General features: G+C 37.9%; 15 protein-coding genes. 5 read left to right on the forward strand and 10 right to left on the reverse strand.

All coding sequences use genetic code 11. The annotated features are described in order from the left end of the window. Positions 1 to 65 precede the first annotated feature (65 nt). The 4 genes from L1S31_RS00955 to L1S31_RS00970 are packed head-to-tail and all read right to left on the reverse strand — an operon-like array spanning position 66 to position 3,687. Positions 66 to 1,259, reverse strand: coding sequence for an acyl-CoA dehydrogenase family protein (locus tag L1S31_RS00955; protein WP_236460757.1), 1,194 nt, complete (start codon positions 1,257 to 1,259; stop codon positions 66 to 68). Between the two features lie 26 nt (positions 1,260 to 1,285). Further along, positions 1,286 to 2,167 (reverse strand): ComEA family DNA-binding protein, encoded by an 882-nt coding sequence (locus L1S31_RS00960; protein WP_236460758.1) that lies wholly within the window; start codon positions 2,165 to 2,167, stop codon positions 1,286 to 1,288. Between the two features lies 1 nt (position 2,168). Beyond that, entirely contained in the window at positions 2,169 to 2,396 is a 228-nt protein-coding gene (locus L1S31_RS00965) for a PspC domain-containing protein (protein ID WP_236460760.1), read from the reverse strand. Positions 2,397 to 2,418: 22 nt separating this feature from the next. After that, the gene (locus L1S31_RS00970; RefSeq protein ID WP_236460762.1) at positions 2,419 to 3,687 is read right to left on the reverse strand and encodes a DUF2851 family protein; all 1,269 of its coding nucleotides are present in this window, start codon (positions 3,685 to 3,687) and stop codon (positions 2,419 to 2,421) included. Between the two features lie 56 nt (positions 3,688 to 3,743). On the opposite strand from L1S31_RS00970, the gene L1S31_RS00975 reads away from it, so the two are divergent. Beyond that, complete coding sequence (locus tag L1S31_RS00975) at positions 3,744 to 5,396, forward strand: GLPGLI family protein (protein ID WP_236460770.1); 1,653 nt, start codon at positions 3,744 to 3,746, stop codon at positions 5,394 to 5,396. Positions 5,397 to 5,475: 79 nt separating this feature from the next. Here L1S31_RS00975 and L1S31_RS00980 read toward each other — a convergent pair whose 3' ends face one another. The 5 genes from L1S31_RS00980 to L1S31_RS01000 all read right to left on the reverse strand — a co-directional run bounded on the left by L1S31_RS00980 (position 5,476) and on the right by L1S31_RS01000 (position 16,986). Further along, on the reverse strand, positions 5,476 to 6,837 hold the full coding sequence (locus L1S31_RS00980; protein WP_236460773.1) for a pyridoxal-phosphate dependent enzyme: 1,362 nt from the start codon (positions 6,835 to 6,837) through the stop codon (positions 5,476 to 5,478). Positions 6,838 to 7,058: 221 nt separating this feature from the next. Then, positions 7,059 to 8,987 (reverse strand): putative porin, encoded by a 1,929-nt coding sequence (locus tag L1S31_RS00985; protein WP_236460782.1) that lies wholly within the window; start codon positions 8,985 to 8,987, stop codon positions 7,059 to 7,061. Positions 8,988 to 9,084: 97 nt separating this feature from the next. Continuing rightward, positions 9,085 to 12,000 (reverse strand): M4 family metallopeptidase, encoded by a 2,916-nt coding sequence (locus L1S31_RS00990; protein WP_236460790.1) that lies wholly within the window; start codon positions 11,998 to 12,000, stop codon positions 9,085 to 9,087. Positions 12,001 to 12,197: 197 nt separating this feature from the next. Continuing rightward, positions 12,198 to 13,697, reverse strand: coding sequence for a RagB/SusD family nutrient uptake outer membrane protein (locus L1S31_RS00995; protein ID WP_236460799.1), 1,500 nt, complete (start codon positions 13,695 to 13,697; stop codon positions 12,198 to 12,200). A 142-nt stretch (positions 13,698 to 13,839) separates the two neighbouring features. Then, positions 13,840 to 16,986, reverse strand: a complete 3,147-nt coding sequence (locus L1S31_RS01000) for a SusC/RagA family TonB-linked outer membrane protein (protein ID WP_236460832.1) — start codon at positions 16,984 to 16,986, stop codon at positions 13,840 to 13,842. Positions 16,987 to 17,171: 185 nt separating this feature from the next. Between L1S31_RS01000 and rnhB the strand changes: the two genes are divergently transcribed. Continuing rightward, positions 17,172 to 17,771: a ribonuclease HII gene (rnhB, locus tag L1S31_RS01005; RefSeq protein ID WP_236460834.1), complete on the forward strand. Its 600-nt coding sequence runs from the start codon at positions 17,172 to 17,174 to the stop codon at positions 17,769 to 17,771. Here rnhB and lipB read toward each other — a convergent pair. Further along, positions 17,768 to 18,490, reverse strand: a complete 723-nt coding sequence (gene lipB, locus L1S31_RS01010; protein WP_236460836.1) for a lipoyl(octanoyl) transferase LipB — start codon at positions 18,488 to 18,490, stop codon at positions 17,768 to 17,770. The genes rnhB and lipB overlap by 4 nt on opposite strands. Before the next feature lie 194 nt (positions 18,491 to 18,684). On the opposite strand from lipB, the gene lysS reads away from it, so the two are divergent. From lysS to L1S31_RS01025, 3 genes are all read left to right on the forward strand, one after another. Beyond that, complete coding sequence (lysS, locus tag L1S31_RS01015) at positions 18,685 to 20,376, forward strand: lysine--tRNA ligase (protein ID WP_236460839.1); 1,692 nt, start codon at positions 18,685 to 18,687, stop codon at positions 20,374 to 20,376. A 106-nt stretch (positions 20,377 to 20,482) separates the two neighbouring features. Then, positions 20,483 to 20,902: a DUF4890 domain-containing protein gene (locus L1S31_RS01020; protein WP_236460841.1), complete on the forward strand. Its 420-nt coding sequence runs from the start codon at positions 20,483 to 20,485 to the stop codon at positions 20,900 to 20,902. A gap of 92 nt (positions 20,903 to 20,994) precedes the next feature. Beyond that, positions 20,995 to 21,333 carry a hypothetical protein gene (locus L1S31_RS01025; RefSeq protein WP_236460843.1) on the forward strand — a complete coding sequence of 113 codons (339 nt, stop codon included), beginning with the start codon at positions 20,995 to 20,997 and terminating at the stop codon, positions 21,331 to 21,333. The last annotated feature ends 40 nt before the right edge of the window (positions 21,334 to 21,373 follow it).

A 21,373-nucleotide genomic window follows, 5' to 3' on the forward strand; every position in this document is an offset into this window, starting at 1 on the left:
GGGTTGAAAAATTTCAACCCGCTTTTTTTATTTATACTTTTTAATGAATTAGTGAATCTTTTATTTCAAAGCCTTTGCTCCTCTTTATCATTTTTTACTGCAGGCTGATAGTTTTGTTTATCAATGATCATTTTAGATAAAATCTCCCGAAGGATTTCCGAAGTTCCTCCACCTATTGGCCCTAGACGACTGTCTCTTAACAAACGTGCCAAAGGATATTCCTCCATATAACCATATCCGCCAAGCATTTGAAGGCAGCTATAAATAGTTTCATCTGCCACTTTTGTAGATTTTAATTTAGCCATTGTGGCTTCCTTAACTACGTACTCTCCTTTATCCAATCGGGCTACAGCAGCATAATTAAATATTTTGCAGTGTTCCACTTCAGTGGCATGGTCAACCATAGTATGCCTTAATGCCTGAAACTTATTGATTGTAGTTCCAAATGCTTCGCGCTGCGCCATATAATCAATGGTGTAGTCAATTGCATATTCGGCTCTTGCATGTCCATTTATCGCCATAATCAATCGCTCCAATGCAAAATGCTGCATGATATAAGGAAAGCCTTTTCCTTCTTTTCCCATTAAGTTTTCTGCTGGAATTTCAACATTATCAAAAGCTATCTCAGCGGTATCGGAGGCTCTCCAACCCAATTTATCCAGCTTTGTAGCTGTAATTCCATTCAGGTTGGTGTCCACAAGGAACATGCTTATTCCTTTATTGCCTAAATCAGGGTTCGTTTTAGCAGCCACAACATAATAATCGGCATAAACTCCGTTTGTGATGAATGTTTTGGATCCGTTGATAACATATTTGTCTCCTTTTTTTGTTGCTGTTGTACGCATACCTGCAACATCGCTTCCACCAAAAGGTTCGGAAATACACAACGCTCCAATCTTATCTCCCGAAATGCTTGGAGCCAGATACTCCTGCTTGATTCGTTCGTCTCCTTCTGCATTTAAATGGGTCATCGCCAAATAGGCATGCGCCCACATTGCTGCAGCAAATCCGGAAGATTTTATTTTCTGAAGTTCTTCGAGTAATACAACGGTGTAAAATAAATCCAGGTTCAATCCGCCATAAGCTTCAGGGTAGGCCAATCCGAAAAAGCCCATATCTCCAAACTTCTTCCAGATAAAGCGCTCGATTGTACCGGTTTTTTCCCATTTTTCAATATGTGGCACGACTTCAATACGGAGAAAATCCTTTAGACTTTCCCTAAATAATTCGTGCTCTTCTGTAAAGTACATTGAATTCATATAACTACGCTATTTTATCTGGTTTTTTAGAATTCCAAATATAAGGCAATTATCTTTATTTTATCATCGGGAAATCCTTTAATTTTTGACAAATCCTCAAGCTTTAGGTCTCCATTCATCGTTCGGTAAACGACAATATCCTTTGCCAATTGGTATCTGAAAAAAGGAAACTGCGATAACTCCTTGACAGAAGCATTATTAATATTGATTTTTTTAGCACTTGCAATGGATTTAACCACAAAAGCTGCGTTTATTTTTTCGATAACTTCTGGTGACAAACCCCAGATATCATTCATCTGTTCCATAGAAACGAACGCTCCCAATTTTTGTTTTTGTTCCAAAATCCTGTCAGAGATTTTATCGCCAATTCCGTAAACTTTCATCAAATCCTCTTTCGTTGCCTGATTGATATCGAGGACAATTATTTTCTCCGATTTTGGAAAATCCTTTTTGGCAAATGACGGAGCGTTATATTTTTTGTTTCTTACCCAATCCGGGAATTTGAAATAAGGCGAAATAACATTCAATAAAGAATCGGAAACTTTGGTTACAGCCTGGAACTCTTCGGCGGAATTCACAAACCTGTTTTGTTTTCTGTACGCTAACAGCCGGTCAATCTCAGCAACAGACATTCCCAATTTATAGCCTTTAAAATCAGAAATGAAATTTGGATTAAAGGGATAAATGGTTGGTTTGAGATTTTTGTTTTCCAGCTTTAAGCTGTCAATGACATTTTGATTGGCAAGCCATTTAGTTTTTTCGTTGCCGAAATTCGTAGTACTATTAAAATCCCAGAAATAATATATTCCCTGAGCCAGAAGGATAATCAGGAAAAACAGTATGATGCCAATACGCTGGCTTTTGGAATAACCCAAAACCGAATTTAAAATTGAATCGTTTTTTACCATATTATAAATCAAAAACTGACGTTCTTTTGCCTCGGATCAAATCTTTGAGTTTAATCCAAAAAGCTAACGTCAAATAGACACTAAACCATAAACCAGCCGTCACAAAAGTGATGTAAATGAAAAACAGGCGCACATTGGAAGCCCTCATCCCTAGCTTGTCTGCCAAACGGGATGAAACATGAAAGCCATGCTTTTCGAAGAAGTATTTTAACTGGATTATCAGTGACATTTTTTGATTTAAAACGTTAAAATTACTCTTTTAAAAGCTGAATTCCAAGAGCGCATTGCAAACATTTATTCTTATCGCAATATTCATTTTTGAGCTGCAGCAGCGACTGTGTTTCAAAAGCATTTTTGGCTTTAATCCCAAAATCTGAAAATTTGCCAACAATGGTATTTTTCTCGGCAGTAACCTGTTTAAGCAAAGCCAATAGGAATTCCGAAATTTCCTTTCCCTGGCTTTTGGCATAAGCAAACTGTATCGGAATTATGGTATTGATGATCAGCAAATCGATGAACGATTTTGAAAGCTGTTTTTTCTTTTTGGGGCTTTCTTTATCGAATTGATAATGTGTCTGCCAATAATCCGCAGTGGAAACCTCAAACAATTGATACAATTCTTCCAGAGATCTTGCAGCAATCAGTTTCGAAAATAAGTTGGGCTCCTTCTGATAAACCATTGCCAATTGCGCCAATCTAATTGTGGGGAAATTATCGGGGCGGTGTTTGAAAAACTGAACGGGCTCAACAATTATCCGCTTCAGCTGGTATTTCTGGATGATATAATCGAATCGCTTTTTTAAATCTTTTGTATAATTATCCTGGATATCCATCGGAAATAAATCGGCTCTTCCCAAAAGCAGGCTTTCTAAATTAGCTGCCTCGAGGCTTTCCTTTCTTATGATTGAAAACGGAACCGATTTGGCTATTTTCAAAAAGGTTTCCCCATTGGTATTCAATCCGAAATTTTTGGCCAGCATGCAGAACAAAACTGCTTCCCAATCATTTTCTGTTACAGACAAAAGCTCTTGTACCGAAATGGATTTCCGCTCCAAGCGTTCCAAAAACAATCGCTCCAGCCAATTTTCCAAAACAAAAGAATCAATAGCCACAATTTGGTTTTCGCAGTAAATCCAATTTTTTGATGTAATCAGGGAATGGTAATTCTCCAAAATTTCATTTGGAATATACTGCCGAATTTCCAAAACAGGAATTTCTGAATTGTCTTTCCTAAAAACCGGCATATCGTATTTCCAAACCACATGCAGGATTACGTTCTCATAATTTGAATCATCCTCATGATGATGCAGGTACCAATCGGAAGACCTCACATGGATTTCAACATTCCCAGCCCATTTTTGACTGCCGATTATTATTTGGGCATTAAAAAAATCAGGACCACACTGTTGCAGGTAACTTCCACATTTTTGGATTGTGATTGATTCTCCAGCCACAGTTGCTAGGTTTGAAAAGTCAAACTTCTTATATTGCCATATATAATGAAGGAAATCTTCTTTCACAATCCTAATTTTTCATCTAAAGTAAGAATTTTACTTTAATAACCATTGTTTTTGTAATGAAAAAATTACTTTTCTTAGTTTTTATCGCGATTTATGGAAGCTCGTTTTCCCAAAATTACAGGATAACTTATCTCAAAAGCTCGAACGGGACTTTGATTGAAGGGCAGGATCCTATTGTCGTATATGCTTCGGGTGAAAACACTATGCTAACGAGTCAGGACAACGACAACTACAAATGGGATCATTTTCCAATGGAATATACGATAATAGCACGAAAAAGCAATTCAATCAATCAGTATGCAATATTAGCCACTGACAGGGCTATCCAAACGCGCGACAGCCTTTCGCTTGCGAAACAGAGTTTTGAACTGCTTCCCGAAACAAAAAAGATATTGGGTCATACATGCAAAAAAGCAAAAACGATTGTCAATTCAAATACAATCGAATTGTGGTATACCGATGGTTTAAAAATAAAAGGAGCGCCAACTACCTTAGGACAGAATTTGGGATTGGTTTTACAAGTGGTTCGTAATGGGAATTTTGAAATTACTGCAACTAAAATAGAAAAAAACAAATCCGCCTCTATCGAACCCATCACAATGAAGGAAGTCGACAATTTGACGTATAAAGATCTTCTTTGGAAAAGCCGCTTTACAACAATCAGCATTTTCAAAGATCAAATCATCAACTTTTCCGATTCATCGAAGTCGAATGACAGCATACTGAGATTTGCCAACGGAACCATTGCCGTAAGGAAAATTAAGATTCCGGAAATAAAGGTTGGAAGCCAGGTTTTTGCAGACATAACCGAACAATCCAACGGTGATGCTTACGACAGGACCGGTTCGTTTTTTATCATTCCGATAGATAAGGCCACTTCTTTTATGGATGGTTTGAAAAATGGGAAAAGTGCCCTTCCTGTTTATACCAATGGAAATGGCAAGGAATACCAAGGTGTAACAACAACTGAAAATTACAATCCTGTGGTGGAATTGATGCGTTTCTATACGCCTTTTGGAGTGAAGCAGTACAACACGCTTCAGTTAAAGGACAAAACCTGGGCTGAAAATGTGTTCTATCGTCAGGATATATCCGATTTAAGGGCAAGGCTGAGCAATCAGGAAGTTTGGGTTGGAATTTTCATCGGCAATTATGACAAAGGCGGACACAAGGTTACGGCAAATATTACCATTCACAATGAGGATGAAAACAAAGTTGCTCCGTTGCAGATAGTGCCGCTCTTCTGTACCAATAACATAATGGAAATGGCTGGGCAGGAATATGGAACGATGTTCAATAATGACAAAGGACTTGAAGTAAATTTTAAATTAGACAAAGCCTTGAAAAACTGTAGGCTGCGTTATATCACAACCGGTCATGGTGGCTGGGAAAATGGGGATGAATTTGTACCGAAGAAAAACAGTATTTACCTTGACGGAAAGGAAGCATTTGCTTTTACGCCATGGCGTCAGGATTGCGGTTCATATCGTTTGTCAAATCCTGCGTCAGGGAATTTCCCTAACGGTTTGTCTTCTTCTGATTACAGCCGTGCCAATTGGTGCCCGGGAACAGTCACCAATCCAATTTATATTGATTTAGGGAACCTTGAAGCCGGAAGCCATTCCATTCAAATAAAAATTCCGCAAGGACTGCCCGAAGGAAGCAGCTTCAGTTCGTGGAATGTTTCGGGTGTTTTGATTGGAGAATAAAAGAGAAAAGAAGAAAGAGCCAAGAAAAAAGACTTTAAAATCTTGCTTCTTGGCTATTGCTTCTTGCTTCTAATTAAGTTTACTTAATCGAGCTTATAATATCATGTTTCGTAATGATATGGTGTTTTCCGTCGCCTAAATCAACCAATACTGCTTGATTTTCCTTGTTGATTAACTTGGAGATTTCCTCAATTGGTGTATTCGCTTTTACAATCGGATACGGTTTTCCCATGATTTCACGGATTGGCTTTTCAGCGATGTTCTTGTCTTCTACATAGCTTCTGAACAAATCGGTTTCGTCCAAACTTCCAACAAAACCAGTAGTATCAATTACGGGAATTTGTGAGATATTGTATTTTTTCAAACGCTCAATCGCATGCGAAACCAATTCCTCTGTACGAACGACTACCAATGGTTTGTCTTTATGGTCTTTGATCACATCTTCGGCTTTGGTGATATCCTCATCCAAAAACCCTCTTTCGCGCATCCAGTCGTCGTTGAACATTTTTCCCACATAACGGCTTCCCGAATCATGGAACAAAACCACTACCACATCATCCTTTGTAAAATGTTCTTTTAGCTGATGCAATCCTTTGATGCATGAACCTGCAGAATTCCCAACAAAGATTCCTTCTTCCAAAGCGATTTTTCGGGTATACACCGCAGCATCCTTATCGGTTACTTTGGTAAATCCGTCGATGATTGAAAAGTCAACGTTTTTTGGCAAAATGTCTTCTCCGATTCCTTCTGTGATATAGGAATAGATTTCGTTTTCGTCAAAGATTCCGGTTTCGTGGTATTTTTTAAACACAGAACCATAGGTATCGATTCCCCAAACTTTGATGTTGGGATTTTTCTCTTTCAAATATTTTCCGATTCCGGAAATGGTTCCTCCTGTTCCAACTCCAACAACGAAATGAGTCACTTTCCCGTCAGTCTGTTCCCAGATTTCTGGTCCGGTTTGCTCATAATTCGCTTTTGCGTTTGAGGGATTATCGTATTGGTTTACGTACCAGGAATTTGGAATTTCAGTGCTCAGCCTTTTGGATACCGAATAGTATGAACGTGGATCTGTTGGCTCAACATCTGTTGGGCATACCACAACCTTAGCACCAACGGCGCGAAGGATATCCATTTTTTCCTTGGATTGTTTGTCGGTGATTACAAAAATACATTTGTAGCCTTTTACGATTGCGGCAAGCGCCAATCCCATACCGGTGTTTCCTGAAGTTCCTTCAATGATGGTTCCGCCTGGTTTTAACCTTCCGTCGGCTTCGGCATCTTCAACCATTTTAAGTGCCATACGGTCTTTTGTGGAATTCCCCGGATTGAAGGTTTCTACCTTGGCCAAAACCAAAGCGTCGATTCCTTCTACGACTTTGTTAAGTTTTACTAATGGCGTGTTGCCAATAGTCCCTAATATATTTTCTGCGTATTTCATTTTTTTAGAGAATAGAAAAAAGAAGAAAGAATAAAGACTTCTTTTATTTGTGACAAATGTAATGTCTATTTATATGGTTTCCAAAAATTAAAATGGTTTACTCAATAACCCTGATTGGAGCGATACCGAAGTATAGCGAAAAGCAGGAATTACGACTGCTGGCAATGCCCAAACCTTTCGTTCCTAATCTACAACAGATTGCTTCGTTCCTCGCAATGACATTATTGGAAGAAATTCCATACCAATCCGAATCGGATTATGAAATCGCGGTACGGATAATTAGGCGCGGTGTAGAAATCGTTGCCGGTTATCTTGGAGTTGAAATGTTCGAGTTTGAAGAAGATCCTGGTTTGACGGATTCGGGCGTTGACAAAGAAATCGAGCATTGGGAAATCGCCAACCTTATTTTCGTTTTGTACAAATGCCTCAACCGTTACCGGATTGTAATCGTTGATGTAATATTTGGTAAAATAATTAAAGGTAAATCCGGTTTGGAGGTACAATGCTTTTTTGAAGAAATAATCGGTAAAATAGAGCGAATTCCTTGTTGTAATTTGAGGAATATTGAGCACGTCCTCTTCCTGGTCAACCTTTTGGTACAATAGGGTGTTGTCTAATGCCAGTTTCCACCATTTGAATTCTCGGCTCACTTTTACGGACAAATAATTTATCGTTTTATCGTATTGTTTTGGGGAAATAAGCTGTTGGCGTTCTTCTGAAGGATCGGCGCTAAAATACAGATGGTCCTTTATGGAGCTTACCTGCACCGAAGCGTCAAACCATTGCGTTTTGGCTGTTGCCTCAAGATTATTGATTTTCTCGTTTTTGAAATCATTGTGCCAGTTGTAAGCTACATAACTGCTTTGATACAGGTTGTAAATATGGTCCGGGATTTTATTCAGCAATTGGTATTGGAAAACAAATTCGTTTTTGTCATTCAGCTTATATTTCAGTTTGGAATCAAAGTTAGACATCGGTTGGTTTGAAATGGAGTTGGCATAGCTAAAGGTTCCGTTCCATTTATTTTTCCTGTAATCGTATTGCCCGCCAAGAGTATAGATTTCGTCATTAATCCTGTTTGGGATTACGCCCGAATCCAGAATCAGCACTTTGTCATAGTAATAATTATATCGGAAAGCCTCGCCAAAAAACTGGAATTTTCCCAACAGGGAATTTTCATAAATTGCTCCGGCCTTATTGTACCATCGTGTATAACGCGTTTGGTCGTTGATGTCGCCCGGAACATAAGACTCGCCAAAACGTGCTACCTGAATCTCATTTTCATCAATGGTTACGGTAGAAAGCAGCGTTTTTTGATAGTAATTAAAAAACTTATGCTCGTAATTGAATTGGTGCGTCAGGTAGAGATTGTTGTCTCCCTTCTTGCCATTAATCCTGAAATTATGGTCAAAGAAAATCCTTTTGCCTTTCATAAAACTGGTAGCATCGGTCAAATACACTTCCAATCGGGCACGATTTGAAAAGGCTCCGTCTTCGCTTTCGAAATCATCAACGTTTGTGATTCCGCCATTTTCACCATTCAGGAAATCCTGTCCGGTAAAATGGAAGTTTAGGTAATATCTTTTGTTTAAGGTATTGTAGCTTGATGTAAATCTGAAATTTCCGGTACTTGAAAGCTGGTTGATGTATTTACCCAGAGAACGCAAACCCTTGAACGCTACTGACATATTGAAACGTTCGGAAGTATTTACCGTGATAAAGGCATCAACGGATTGTCCTTGCTCCATGGTTGTCTTGAAATACAGCTCGGTCACCGGTGTTGCAACTGAATAATATTTAATATCGTTAACACCCAGATAATTGAATTGTTTGCCTGAGAAACCTATTTCGGGAAAAGAGGTGAAATTTTTTAATCCGAAATCAAGAACCGCATATGTCTGTCCCTCATTTGCAAACGGCAAAAGCCCAAAAATATCTTTTCGCAAATAGTTGTATTCGTATTCCTTTTTTATTGTGAGCGACGTATCTACATAAGTGGTATCCTTTTGCAAAGTGATAATCCTGTATTGGTCAAAAGCCGCTTTCGGAGTCTTTTTGGGAACATCCTTTGCAGCATCAGTTGATTTCCCCATCTGGGAAAAACCAAACGAAAAGCACAATAAAAAGAGTACGGTTAAAAAGTATTTCATCTTAAAACATTTCGAAGCAAAAATACATAAAACTATTTGTAATAAAATCATAAAAAAACCACCATAAAGGTGGTTTTAATTATTATCGGATAAAAGTTTATTCTTTTATAAATTTCTTGGTAACCGAACTATTGTCTGTCTTAAAGGTTATAAAATAAACTCCGGACGCAAGGCTCGAAACATCAATTGAATTATTGGACAAATTTGCCAATTTATAAATCTGTTTTCCTGAAACGTCATTGATGGTAACTGCCGAAACATTCACGCCATTGCGGACACTGAAGTTCAGGGCATTGTTTGCCGGGTTTGGATAAATGCTCACCGTGTTTGCTGTAAATTCTTCATTGCTTAATGGTGCAGCCTCAATAACAAAGTTATCTATGAATGCTCCATCGTAATTGTCTGTAGCATCTGATTGGAATACAAACCTGAACAACATATTGGTTTGTGGGCTTGGAGAAGCCGAACCAAATGCAGCTAAATTGTAACTATACAATCTTTTTGCTCCATTAGGGAAACCGCTTCCGTTGATGCTTCCTGCATCACCAGTCCATTCTCCGCCAACGCATGTTGGGCATCCTGTATCCGCTGTATACCAGTTCGGATCAGACATTGAACCTAATCGACTCCATGTGCTTCCACCATTTGTTGAATACTGCATGTATAAAATATCACCACTATACTGTAAATCAAATGCCATGTGGAATTTCAAAAGTGGATTAGCTGTTTGCGATAAATCGTAACATCTTGAAGTCAGATATGCTTTTGTATCACTTGTGTAAGGATTTGTTAATCCGGTAGCGTATACATTTGAATTATCAGCAACTGCACTAGTTAGATTAGGTTTGTTGATAATTCCTCTCTGCCATAATGATGTTGCAGCAAATGGTTCATCTGAAGCAAGTAAATTATCGGCGGCAGATTCAAAAGTATTTACCTGGCCAATAACTCCGCTTTGGTTAACATAGATGTAACTTGACCTTGCATTGTTTGATACCACTCCGTCTCCGGTAGTAGTAGTTGTAACATTTAAAGTGTGTACTCCTGGTGTAAGGCTTCCTGTATTGATTGTCAATTGCTGAGTTCCAACTGAACAAGTAGAAAGGTTTCCTGTCCACGTTGCAGTTGAATTACTTCCGCCATCGATATTATAAGTAATGGTAACAGATGTAAGCGCGTTTGAGCCTAAGTTTCTAAAAGTAACTGTTTGAATTACATTTGGCGTACCACAATTTGCAGAATTGTTCCCTACAAGGCTTTCCTGGCTAACGTCATTCGCAGCATTTACAAAACTGGTTCCCACATTCACAGCAAACCAGGCATTGGTCACTGCTGCAACTTCAGGTGCACTTGTACAATATAAAGTTTTCACAAGCTCAATTGACATAACCCTTGCATCGAAGAATGTTGAATTTGGCGTTAAATAATCTCTTTCAAGATAATAAGCAATTTGTGATGATTTCTGCATTCCAACACCAACAACATTGTAAGTATCCCTGTCTGCAATTGGAGCATTGTTTGTCCCAGAACCTCCAGCCGTTAAAAGGTAGAACCATTTGTTCAGGACGCCACTATTGGTATGAACACCACAGTAATCATTAGTATTTGCATTTGGTGTACAAAATCCGTCATCACCTGTAACTACATAATTGGTTCCCTGAAAAGTGTCCGGATCACCTAATGATAATGGATTGCTCATCGATCTTAATCCTCCATTCGTAGAATCTTCTCCAATTTTCCAAACATTTGCAACAGGTGTTCCTGTGATAGCTCCGGTTCTTCCGAAGTGTTCGATACAGGCACCCCAAATATCTGAAAAGCCTTCATTCATAGCTCCTGACTGATTACGGTAAGCTAATGCTGCAGTATATGTATTAACAGCATGTCCAATTTCATGCCCGCAGATATCAATTGTGGTGTAAGGTTTTCCTGCAGTTCCGTCACCGTAAGTCATGAAAGATCCGTTCCAGAAAGCATTGTCAAAATTTGCATTTGTTTGTTTGTAATGCACATAACTTCTGATGTCTCCATTATTATCGTCATAACTATTCCTATTGAAAACTGTTTTCCAAAAATCAAAAGTCATTTCAGCTCCCCAATGTGCATCCAACGCAGCATTATCCCAAAACGTGTTGGCATGTTCAGCCGCAGTCCAATTGTTATCGTTGTCTTTGAAATGTACATTTTGGTAAGTGGCAACTATTCTCTCGCAATTGTAGGTAATAATTCCGTTGCCTCTGGTTTGGTCATCCAATACAAACATATTCAGCGGTGTGTCAAATCGGGTTTGGATGCTTCTTTGCCCACTATATTTGGTAAAGGCATTTCCAGTTACCAAAGCTTCAAAGTTTTCAACCTGTTGTTTATCATTAGTTTTAACTGTGGAATTGGTAAGATGTTTAATCACAGGATTTTTATATAAAACCTGTCCATTGTTTGCATCTATATAAATCTCCTGTCTTGAAACCGGTTCGATAGCATAAATGTCATATTTATAGGCCAATTTTACTTCGCCCGTATTAACAATAGGAAACAACAATAATTCTCCCTGAGGTTTTTGATAGCCTACAACTTCTGCCTGCTTTGGATCATCCCATAAGTATTTTGTGGCATTGACATTATTGATTGCTTTGTTTAAGCCTTGTTCCTGAGTCAAAGAAGGCACAAGGTTTGAAGATGGTGCTTTATAGACTTCTGCATTAATCAGAGTCACTTTCCCATTCTTACTGTGCGTGATTAAAGTTCCGAATTCAACTTTCAAGCCCTTGTAAAATTGTTGATGCCTTTGATGAACCATCCCAGTCTCATCAGAAGTACTTCTGGCAGCAACAAAAGAATTATCAGAATCCAATCCCTGTTGTTTCAAAAAATACTTAATGGCATTTTCTTTTGAGATAGCTTCATCAAAACGAACTACCTTTTGAAAAGGTGCGTTTTCTTTTATCCGATTTTGTGCATTTACACAAAAAGCTAAAAAAAGTGAAGCCAATAAAACAATGTTGTTTTTTTTCATGAATTTTTTTTTAAAATGGTTGTTGTAATAGTCCCTTTGAAAAAATGGCGGCAGGCAATCTATATCAATGGCTTTGAGCAAATTAAATCTGTTCCAAAAGGATAGCAAAGTTAAGTAAAAAAATATAAAATAAAATCATAAAAAAACATCCCATTTAATAAAAAATGGGATGTTTAGATTTATAAATAAAGCCTATCTTATTGGTCGTAACCAGGATTTTGCTCCATCTGTGGATTAGCGTTCATTTCTCTAATTGGAATTGGCGCTGTAAATCTAGTGTCAGTAGTTGGAATTGAACAAACATTTACCTGCTCGCAGTCTCTTGAATATCTGTCGATTCCAGCATTAGCAAGAGTACCTAACCTTTTCAAGTCGATATATCTGTGTCCTTCTAAGTACAACTCCAATCTTCTTTCCAAAAGAACATCAGCCCAAGCAGCAGTAGCATTAGCATAAACCGGCAATGCTGGTGGTGAATTTCTGAAAGTTCTTGCAATTCTAACAGCCTGAACAGCATTTGCAGCTCCTGTTAAATCACCTGCAGCAATTAAAGCCTCTGCACGGATGAAGTACATTTCAGACATTCTGAAGATTTTGTAGTCACTTTGCAACTCTCTGTTAGTTCCAACTTTACCAGGATATTTGTCTATACATAATACGTCTGTAAACTTGTAGTTACCATCTGTATCAAAATAAGGAGCAGTTGATCCTGTATAACCTGGCTGGTCAATTTTACTGGTTGGGTCAATGTAAACGTATCTTCTGATATCGTTAGATTGGTGGGCAGCATTAGTATTTTGCTCTAACAGATTAAATACGTTTCTGTCCATTTCATGGTATGGTCCTCCAGAAAATTGTGTTCTGTTAAAATAGAATAATCCTGCAACAGCACTTTTGCTGGTACCCATCTCAAAGGATAAGATAATCTCACCTTGGTAACCCGCACCTGTTGGGTCAGTAAACATTCTTTTGTAAGGATTGTTTGAAAAGGTAGTTTGGCTGTAGAATGCATTATTCCATGCAGTAGAACCTACAGTACCCGCTGGTAAACCAGTATTTGACACTGCCAAAGCAGGACCCGCAGCAATTACCTGATCAGCATATTGTAATGCTAATGCGTAATTTTTTCTGTAAAGGTACATTCTTGCTCTGAACGCATTAACTGCATTTTTGCTAAAGAAAGTCCAAGGGTGTGTATTAGGAGCTGTTGCAGTAGTGTAGTCAACAAGGTTAGCATAAGCATCGTTCAAATCTGATTCGATTAATGCAAAAACTTCTCCGTTGGTACTTCTAGGTAATTTCTCTGTAATTGAAGGAACATGATCTACCTTACAAACACCTAAAGCACTGTCGTTAGACAGGTCAGTTGAAAAATACGTAAGCAACTGGAAGTGACCATATGCTCTTAAGGCTTTTGCATGAGCCACAATTGAATTGTATTCAGCCTCTTCAGCAGGAGTTGGAGTAATCCTTGACGCACCTTCGATTAAACGGTTTGCTCTATTGATTAATGAGTATTCCGTAAGCCACATTTCCTCAACAAAAGCATCATTTGAAAGTAAAATGAACCCATACAAATCACGTTCCTGGCCAGCATTTTGACTACCTAGCGTAATTTCATCCGTCATATTGGCTGTCAAACCTACCTCTGCATGCGTATCGGCATAGTCATACGTACCAAGCAAGTAGAGCTTCATATCGTCCAGCGTCTTAAAAGTAGCAGCATCATTTAGCTCACCATCCTGAACTATATGATATGCATCTTCACATGAGTTGAATGTCAAACCGACAATTGCAACTAGTAATAAACTTAATTTTTTCATATCTATTTAATTTTTTTTAAAATTGAATATCAACACCAAATGTAATAGCTTTTGGCGCTGGGTAACCACCTTGGTTACTTGCTCCACTAGACTCAGGATCGAAACCTCTCCATTTAGTCCATGTTACATAGTTCTCCATGGCAGTATAGAATCTTAAACTACTGATTGAAGATTTGTCCAAGAATTTAGCTGGGACATTATAACCAAAAGTTAAAGTTTTCAACCTAACATAAGACGCATCTCTCAACCATCTGTCAGAGAATGTATCTCCCATAGTTAAGTTACCTTGATCTGCGAATAATGAAGGGAAGTTTGATGTTGGGTTATTTGTAGCATCCCAAGCATTTAAGAAATCTCTAGGCACTGCGAAAACTCCGATAGCAGTAGGATCTGACATATTAGTCAAGTCGAAATCAAATCGGTATGTTTTCAATGCATAAGTAAACTGAGTGTTTACGAAAAATCCTTTGTAAGAAGCATTGAATCCAAATCCTCCCTGATAAACTGGGTAAGGAGATTTACCAGACTTTCTTCTGTCAGCATCTGAAATCGTTTCAGTAACATTTCCATTGATATCAAGGAATAATAGGTTACCATCAGCTGGCTGAAGATCTCCATTTGCATCAACGAATCCGCTATTGTTAACTCCGATATAAGGTGCAACAAAATACTGGTCAATTAATTGTCCTGCAGATCTGATTGTATTCCCATTTGGCTCATCTTCACCAGAACCTGTTGTCATATAAACAGCTCTATTGTACGCTCCATTAGCATTTAATTCCAATTTGAAATCTCCTTTTTTGAATACATCGTATTTCAAGATTGCCTCAATACCTGTATTTCTAAGAGACCCACTATTTCCATCAATACTCCATAAAGAAGTTATAGCCGAAACATTGATTTCATCAAACAAATCATCAGTTTGTTTTCTGTAGACGTCAATAGATCCTGAGAATCTTTTTGAAATACTAAAGTCAATACCAAAGTCCAATTGAGTTGTAGTCTCCCATTTCACATCACCATTGGCAATAACACCAACTCCTAAAGCTGGAAGGTTAGAATAACCTCCACCTACTACTTGTCCGTTAGTATCCCTAACAAGGTTGTACCCTAGGTAATAAGGATTTTGACCTGCGGCAGCTGGACCAGGAATGTTTTGGTTACCATTGGTTCCATAAGAAGCTCTTACTTTCAACTCATCGAAAATGGTATTATCCAAAAATTTGAAGTTGTCTAAATTTACCCTACCTGCAACAGACCAGAAAGTTCCCCATTGGTTATCATCAACGAATTTATAAGAAGCATCTCTTCTTATCGTAGCATCTACACCAAATTTATTGTCATAGTCATAAGCAAAAGTTGAGAAATATGCGAACATACCTGCAGTGATTTTATCTAAACCACCAGCTAAGTGAGAAACTGTTGGAACATAGAAGTTAGGAGTAGCAGGGTTGAAAGGAATATATCCTGTACCTGCACCAAAAGCCCATGTTCTTGGATCTAAACCATTTTGAGTACGTCCAAAAAACTGTCTGTGTAATTTCAAATAGTCAGTAAAGAAGTTTACATCAATAGTATGTTTTTCTTTGAACGTATGGTTATAGTTCAACTTATTCGTAAGCGAAAAAGAAAAATCCCTGTTACTACTCATAATTTCAGTACCACCGAAATCTGCTCCTACCGGAGTAGCAATGATTGCTAAGTAAGACCATGGTGCTCTTGCAAAATTTCTAAATTCCTGAGCATAGTCAATACCAGCTGTTGTGGTAAACGTAAGGTCTTTTGTCAGTTTATAAGAACCTGAAGCATTTACAAGCAATTTAGTTTCTTCGAATTGACTTGGAATGTTACCAGGATTTAAGTAGTCCATTAACATGTAAGGAACGATTTGGAAACTTGGCGCTCCAAAATCATCAGATAATTGTTGACCGTTAACATAAACATTAGGATCAATATAAGGTAAAGACGTTAACAATCCCTGAAGTGGATTTTGCAATACGTTAGCATTGATATCCGTTCTTGTTTCCTGGTCTAACTGATGTCTTTTTGAGAAAGATCCAAAGATGTTTGTACTATAACTGAATTTCTCATTCGCAGACTTTCCGGTAAAGTTAGACCTAATACTGAATCTTTTGAAATCAGTAGTTGGTACAATACCTTCCTGCTCAAAATAACCTAACGATGTAAAGTTTGTCATTTTACCTGAACCTCCTGAAATACTAATATCATGGTTTGAACTTGTTCCTTTTCTAAAGAAATAATCTCTCCAATTAGTATTAATATTAAAGGCAGCAATCTCAGAATCAGTAAATGGAAGACCCGTTGCAGGATTAAGTGATCCTAAACCTGAACCAACAGCTCTTTCCAAAAACAAAGTTTCCTTAGAGTTTGCAATATCATACTTGTTTTGTTGCAATTCCTGAAGACCATAGCTTCCTGAATACTTAACCGTTAATTTAGAATCGTATTTTCCAGTTTTGGTTTTAACAACGATAATACCACCAGCACCTCTGGTACCATAGATAGAAGTTGCTGCAGCATCTTTCAACACCGTTACCGATTCAATGTCATTAGGATTGATAGCTCTGAAAACCCCTTGAGACGAAGGCACACCATCAATAACAACTAAAGGTTCAGTTGATCCATTGATACTGTTAACCCCTCTAATTAAAGATTCGATTTTAGCTGTACCAGGAGATCCAGAAGAAGTACTGATTTGTAAACCTGGAACCTGCCCTTGTAATGACTGAACGAAAGAAACGTTTGGTCTGTTCTCAATTGTTTTCGCAAGTATTGTCGTCTGAGCAACACTAGACTTGGCTTTAGCAGTAGAACGGTAACCGTCAATTACTACTTCTTCAAGTTTAACGCTCTGCTCTTTTAGCGACACGTTGTAGCTGCTAGCGGCTCCAACTGAAACTGTAGAATCATTGTAACCTGTAAAGGAAATTACAAGTACTTCACCTGCTTTTGCTTTAATGGAGTATTTACCATCAAAATCTGTTTGTGCACTTCTGGTTGTTCCTTTAACAACAACATTTGCACCTGGTAGTGGTCCAGACTTATCTGAAACTACACCCGTCACAGTTTTCTCTTGTGCAAACGAAAACTGTAATGATAACGCCAATAATAGCGTAAAAATCCATTTGAACTTCGATCTCATATTAATTTTATTTGAGTTAGTTATTCTGCAAACTTCTTAATAAATTATTAATTAACCAAATATTAACAATAAATAATAGTTCGATAACTGTGTTAAATGTTTTTAATCTTGCGCAATTACAACTTTGATGGTTTTATATGAAAATGGTTGCGTCAATAGTGTATTTTTGTGCAATATTTTTTTTAATGTTACACTTCAGGTTTTCAGATTTCGATATAGAATGCGGGACAGATGAAGCTGGACGAGGATGCCTCGCTGGTCCGGTTACAGCTGCCGCTATAATACTTCCGGAAGGTTTTGAATTGGGTTTGCTCAACGATTCAAAACAGCTTTCTGAAAAAATAAGGGAACAATTAAAACCTTTGATTGAAGAAAAAGCCATTTGTTTTTCGGTAACACATCTTGAACCCAAAATCATTGACGAAATAAACATACTCAATGCTTCGATAAAAGCAATGCAGGAATGCATTACCAAGTTAAATCCTATACCTAATTATATAATCGTTGACGGAAATCGTTTCAAACCCATAAACGATATTCCCTATTCTACCATAATAAAAGGCGACAGTAAATTTATGAGCATTGCTGCCGCTTCCATTTTGGCAAAGACTTACAGGGATGAATATATGAATACCATTCATGAAGAGTTTCCAATGTATAACTGGAAACAGAATAAAGGTTATCCAACTACGGAACACCGCGAAGCTATTAGAAAATATGGGACGACCAAATACCATCGTATGAGTTTTCGACTATTGCCCGACCAATTGGAGTTTGAATTTTAGATTGTGCTGTGCTGCTTAATTCGGGAAGTAAGCATTTTGGCTTCGAATAAAGCCACAAAGTGTTTAATGATTTTTGCCTTTACTTCCTCCTCATCAATATCCTTTCCTAATTCCACATGCATCGAAGTAACCGCTTTTCCTTTTATCCCACACGGAATTATATTGTCGAAATAACCTAAATTGGCATTTACGTTTAAGGCAAATCCGTGCATGGTTACCCAACGGCTCGCACGAACTCCCATAGCACAGATTTTTCGGGCAAAGGGTGTTCCAACGTCAAGCCAGACTCCGGTTTCTCCTTCGCTTCTTGTACCTATTATATTATACTCGGCTAAAGTCAGAATGATTACTTCTTCGAGGAAACGCAGATATTTATGAATATCTGTAAAGAAATTTTCCAAATCCAATATAGGATATCCTACGATTTGCCCTGGTCCGTGATACGTAATATCTCCACCTCTATTGATTTTATAAAAAGTCGCACCTTTAGCTTCAAGCTGTTTTTCTGAAAGTAGTAAATTGGACATATCACCACTTTTCCCAAGCGTATAAACATGTGGATGTTCTACAAAAAGAAAAAAGTTTGGCGTTACCAATTCAGGATTGGCCCGCTTTTCCAGTTTGATATCTACAATCTCCTTGAAAAGCTCTTCCTGATAATCCCAGGCTTCCTTATAATCTTTGTTTCCTAAATCTTGAAGTTGGATTTCTTTATTCATTTTGAAAAAGTAAAGCACAAAGTTACAAAGTTTATAAGTTAAACCGACGTTAATCTTTTAGCCCTGATGGAAGCGATGCCATGCAAAGCTGACAGCAGGAATAAGGACAACTGATAAAGCCCAAGCCTTTCGCTCCTAAAAGGCTTTGAAACTTTAACACTTATATATATCTTTGCACGCTTAAATACAATACTATGCAACTTTCGGAACAAGAAATCATCAGAAGAGAAAAACTGAACGCCTTGCGCGGACTCGGAATCAACCCTTATCCAGCGGATTTATATCCTGTGAAGAACACTTCTAAGGATATTAAGGAAAATTTCGAAGAAGGTAAGAAGGTTGTGGTTGCCGGTCGTTTGATGAGTGTGAGGGACCAGGGAAAAGCTTGCTTTGCCGAATTGCAGGATAGCGAAGGAAGGATTCAATTGTATTTGAACCGCGATGTCATTTGCCCTGAAGAAGACAAAACCTTATACAATCAGGTGTTTAAAAAACTGACCGATTTAGGTGATTTCATCGGAATTGAAGGCGAATTATTCACCACACAGGTTGGCGCAAAATGTATCAGGGTTTCGAATTTTACTTTTTTGAGTAAAACGCTTCGCCCGTTGCCTTTGCCAAAAACCGATGAAGATGGAAATGTACACGATGCTTTTAATGACGCCGAATTGCGTTACCGAATGCGTTATGTGGATTTAGTAGTAAATCCGCATGTGAAAGAAGTGTTCATGAAAAGGACAAAATTGTTCACAGCCATGAGAACCTTCTTCAACAATGCCGGTTATATGGAAGTGGAAACTCCGGTTTTACAATCCATTCCTGGTGGAGCAGCAGCGCGTCCTTTTATTACGCATCACAACAGTTTGGATATCCCTCTATACATGAGGATTGCAAACGAATTATATTTGAAAAGATTAATCGTTGGTGGTTTTGACGGTGTGTATGAATTCTCCAAAAACTTCCGAAACGAAGGAATGGACCGTACGCACAATCCGGAATTTACAGCGATGGAAATTTATGTAGCCTACAAAGACTACAACTGGATGATGGAAATGACCGAAAACCTTTTGGAATATTGCGCCAAAGAAGTAAACGGAACAACCGAAGCCACTTTTGGCGAACACAAAGTAGATTTCAAAGCTCCTTATGCCAGGGTAACTATGACCGATGCCATTAAACAATTTACAGGTTTTGATATTTCAGGCAAAAATGAGGCTGAACTTTTTGAAGCCGCAAGAGGAATGGGCATCGAAGTGGATGAAACGATGGGCAAAGGAAAATTGATTGACGAAATTTTCGGAGCTAAATGTGAAGGCAACTTTATACAACCAACATTCATTACCGATTATCCAAAGGAAATGTCTCCTTTGTGTAAATCACACAGAGATAACCCTGAACTTACAGAACGTTTTGAATTAATGGTTTGCGGAAAGGAAATTGCAAATGCCTATTCAGAGCTGAACGATCCAATTGACCAGAGAGAACGTTTTGAACACCAAATGGGATTGGCAGAAAAAGGTGATGATGAAGCAAACGGAATCATTGATGAAGATTTCTTAAGAGCTTTGGAATACGGAATGCCGCCTACATCGGGATTGGGAATAGGAATGGATAGATTGATTATGTTTTTGACCAATAATCCTTCGATTCAGGAAGTATTGTTCTTCCCACAGATGCGTCCGGAGAAAAAACAAGTGGAACTGACCGAAGACGAAAAGTTAATCGTCGGCTTATTAAAAGCTGAAAACAATCAACCTTTATCACAGCTCAAAGACAAATCGGCTTTAAGCGGTAAAAAATGGGATGCTGCGATGAAAGGTTTGTCCAAACACGGATTAGCCAAAGTCGCTGTAGATGGCGATAGCAAAACTGTCATTTTAAATTAATATATTTAGGAACTCGAAAAGGGTTCCTTTTTTATAATATTTTGTTAAAGATTAAACCTTTCAGAAAGCACCTTGTCCTATGGCAATAAATTTTAAAACGTATAAAATGAAAAAATTATTTGTAGCTGCATTATTAGTTGTTGGAATAACAGCATTTGCACAAGAAAAAGAAGGCAGAAGACCTGGAAAAGACCGATTGACAACAGAACAAAAAGTTGACCTTCAGGTAAAAAAAATGACCAAGGATTTAGAGTTGAATGAAAAACAGGCAAGCGAAATAAGAGTCCTGGCTACTAAACAGGTGGAAAAAAGAGAACAAAGAAGAGCAGAGCTGAAAGCAGACAAAGAAAAAGACAGAGCGGAAAGAATTGCGGCCATGCAAAAAGAGGAAGCTGCTGTTGGTGCAGAAATGAAAAAAATCCTGACTGCTGAACAATTTGCCAAATGGGAAAAAATCCGTGATGAAAGAAAGGAAAAAATGAAAGAGAAAATGCACGACCGAATGGAAAAAAAGGAAACAAAATAATTTTTCCTGAAAAGTTAACACAAATAAATTTTGAGTTTACATCAAAATAATTTAGTTTTGGAGTTATTATTCTAACTACTAATTATAAAAAAATGAAAAAAATAATTGCTGCTTTAACATTATTATTAGCATTTTCAATAAATGCCAATGCTCAGGACAATAAAAGTTTAAATGGCTTGAACCCTACTGAAAAAGGGGCTAAACAAGCAGCTGAATTAAGCGAGTTCCTTGGTTTAGACAAAACAATGCAGGCAAACTTTGCGTCGCTTTTTGAATATAAGTTTCAAGTAATTGACGATAAAAATGCTCAGCCTGAGAGAAAAACAGAAATGTTAAGAGCTATAGAAGCAAAAATTAGAGGTACATTAGATGGAACCCAAATCGAAAAATTAGAGAAAAACCAAGATTTATTTAAGCGATTGATCAACTAGGTTTTCCGATACAAATAAAAAGTCCCAATTTCTTGGGACT

The sequence above is a fragment of the Flavobacterium wongokense genome (genome assembly GCF_021608265.1).
Classification (GTDB): domain Bacteria; phylum Bacteroidota; class Bacteroidia; order Flavobacteriales; family Flavobacteriaceae; genus Flavobacterium; species Flavobacterium wongokense.

Bases quoted from the DNA above. Each gene is read 5' to 3' on its own strand.
- L1S31_RS00955 (WP_236460757.1), bottom strand. From the start codon at position 1,259: ATGAATTCAATGTACTTTACAGAAGAGCACGAATTATTTAGGGAAAGT.
- L1S31_RS00960 (WP_236460758.1), bottom strand. From the start codon at position 2,167: ATGGTAAAAAACGATTCAATTTTAAATTCGGTTTTGGGTTATTCCAAA.
- L1S31_RS00965 (WP_236460760.1), bottom strand. From the start codon at position 2,396: ATGTCACTGATAATCCAGTTAAAATACTTCTTCGAAAAGCATGGCTTT.
- L1S31_RS00975 (WP_236460770.1), top strand. From the start codon at position 3,744: ATGAAAAAATTACTTTTCTTAGTTTTTATCGCGATTTATGGAAGCTCG.
- L1S31_RS00980 (WP_236460773.1), bottom strand. From the start codon at position 6,837: ATGAAATACGCAGAAAATATATTAGGGACTATTGGCAACACGCCATTA.
- L1S31_RS00985 (WP_236460782.1), bottom strand. From the start codon at position 8,987: ATGAAATACTTTTTAACCGTACTCTTTTTATTGTGCTTTTCGTTTGGT.
- L1S31_RS00990 (WP_236460790.1), bottom strand. From the start codon at position 12,000: ATGAAAAAAAACAACATTGTTTTATTGGCTTCACTTTTTTTAGCTTTT.
- L1S31_RS00995 (WP_236460799.1), bottom strand. From the start codon at position 13,697: ATGAAGCTCTACTTGCTTGGTACGTATGACTATGCCGATACGCATGCA.
- L1S31_RS01000 (WP_236460832.1), bottom strand. From the start codon at position 16,986: ATGAGATCGAAGTTCAAATGGATTTTTACGCTATTATTGGCGTTATCA.
- rnhB (WP_236460834.1), top strand. From the start codon at position 17,172: ATGTTACACTTCAGGTTTTCAGATTTCGATATAGAATGCGGGACAGAT.
- lipB (WP_236460836.1), bottom strand. From the start codon at position 18,490: ATGAATAAAGAAATCCAACTTCAAGATTTAGGAAACAAAGATTATAAG.
- lysS (WP_236460839.1), top strand. From the start codon at position 18,685: ATGCAACTTTCGGAACAAGAAATCATCAGAAGAGAAAAACTGAACGCC.
- L1S31_RS01020 (WP_236460841.1), top strand. From the start codon at position 20,483: ATGAAAAAATTATTTGTAGCTGCATTATTAGTTGTTGGAATAACAGCA.
- L1S31_RS01025 (WP_236460843.1), top strand. From the start codon at position 20,995: ATGAAAAAAATAATTGCTGCTTTAACATTATTATTAGCATTTTCAATA.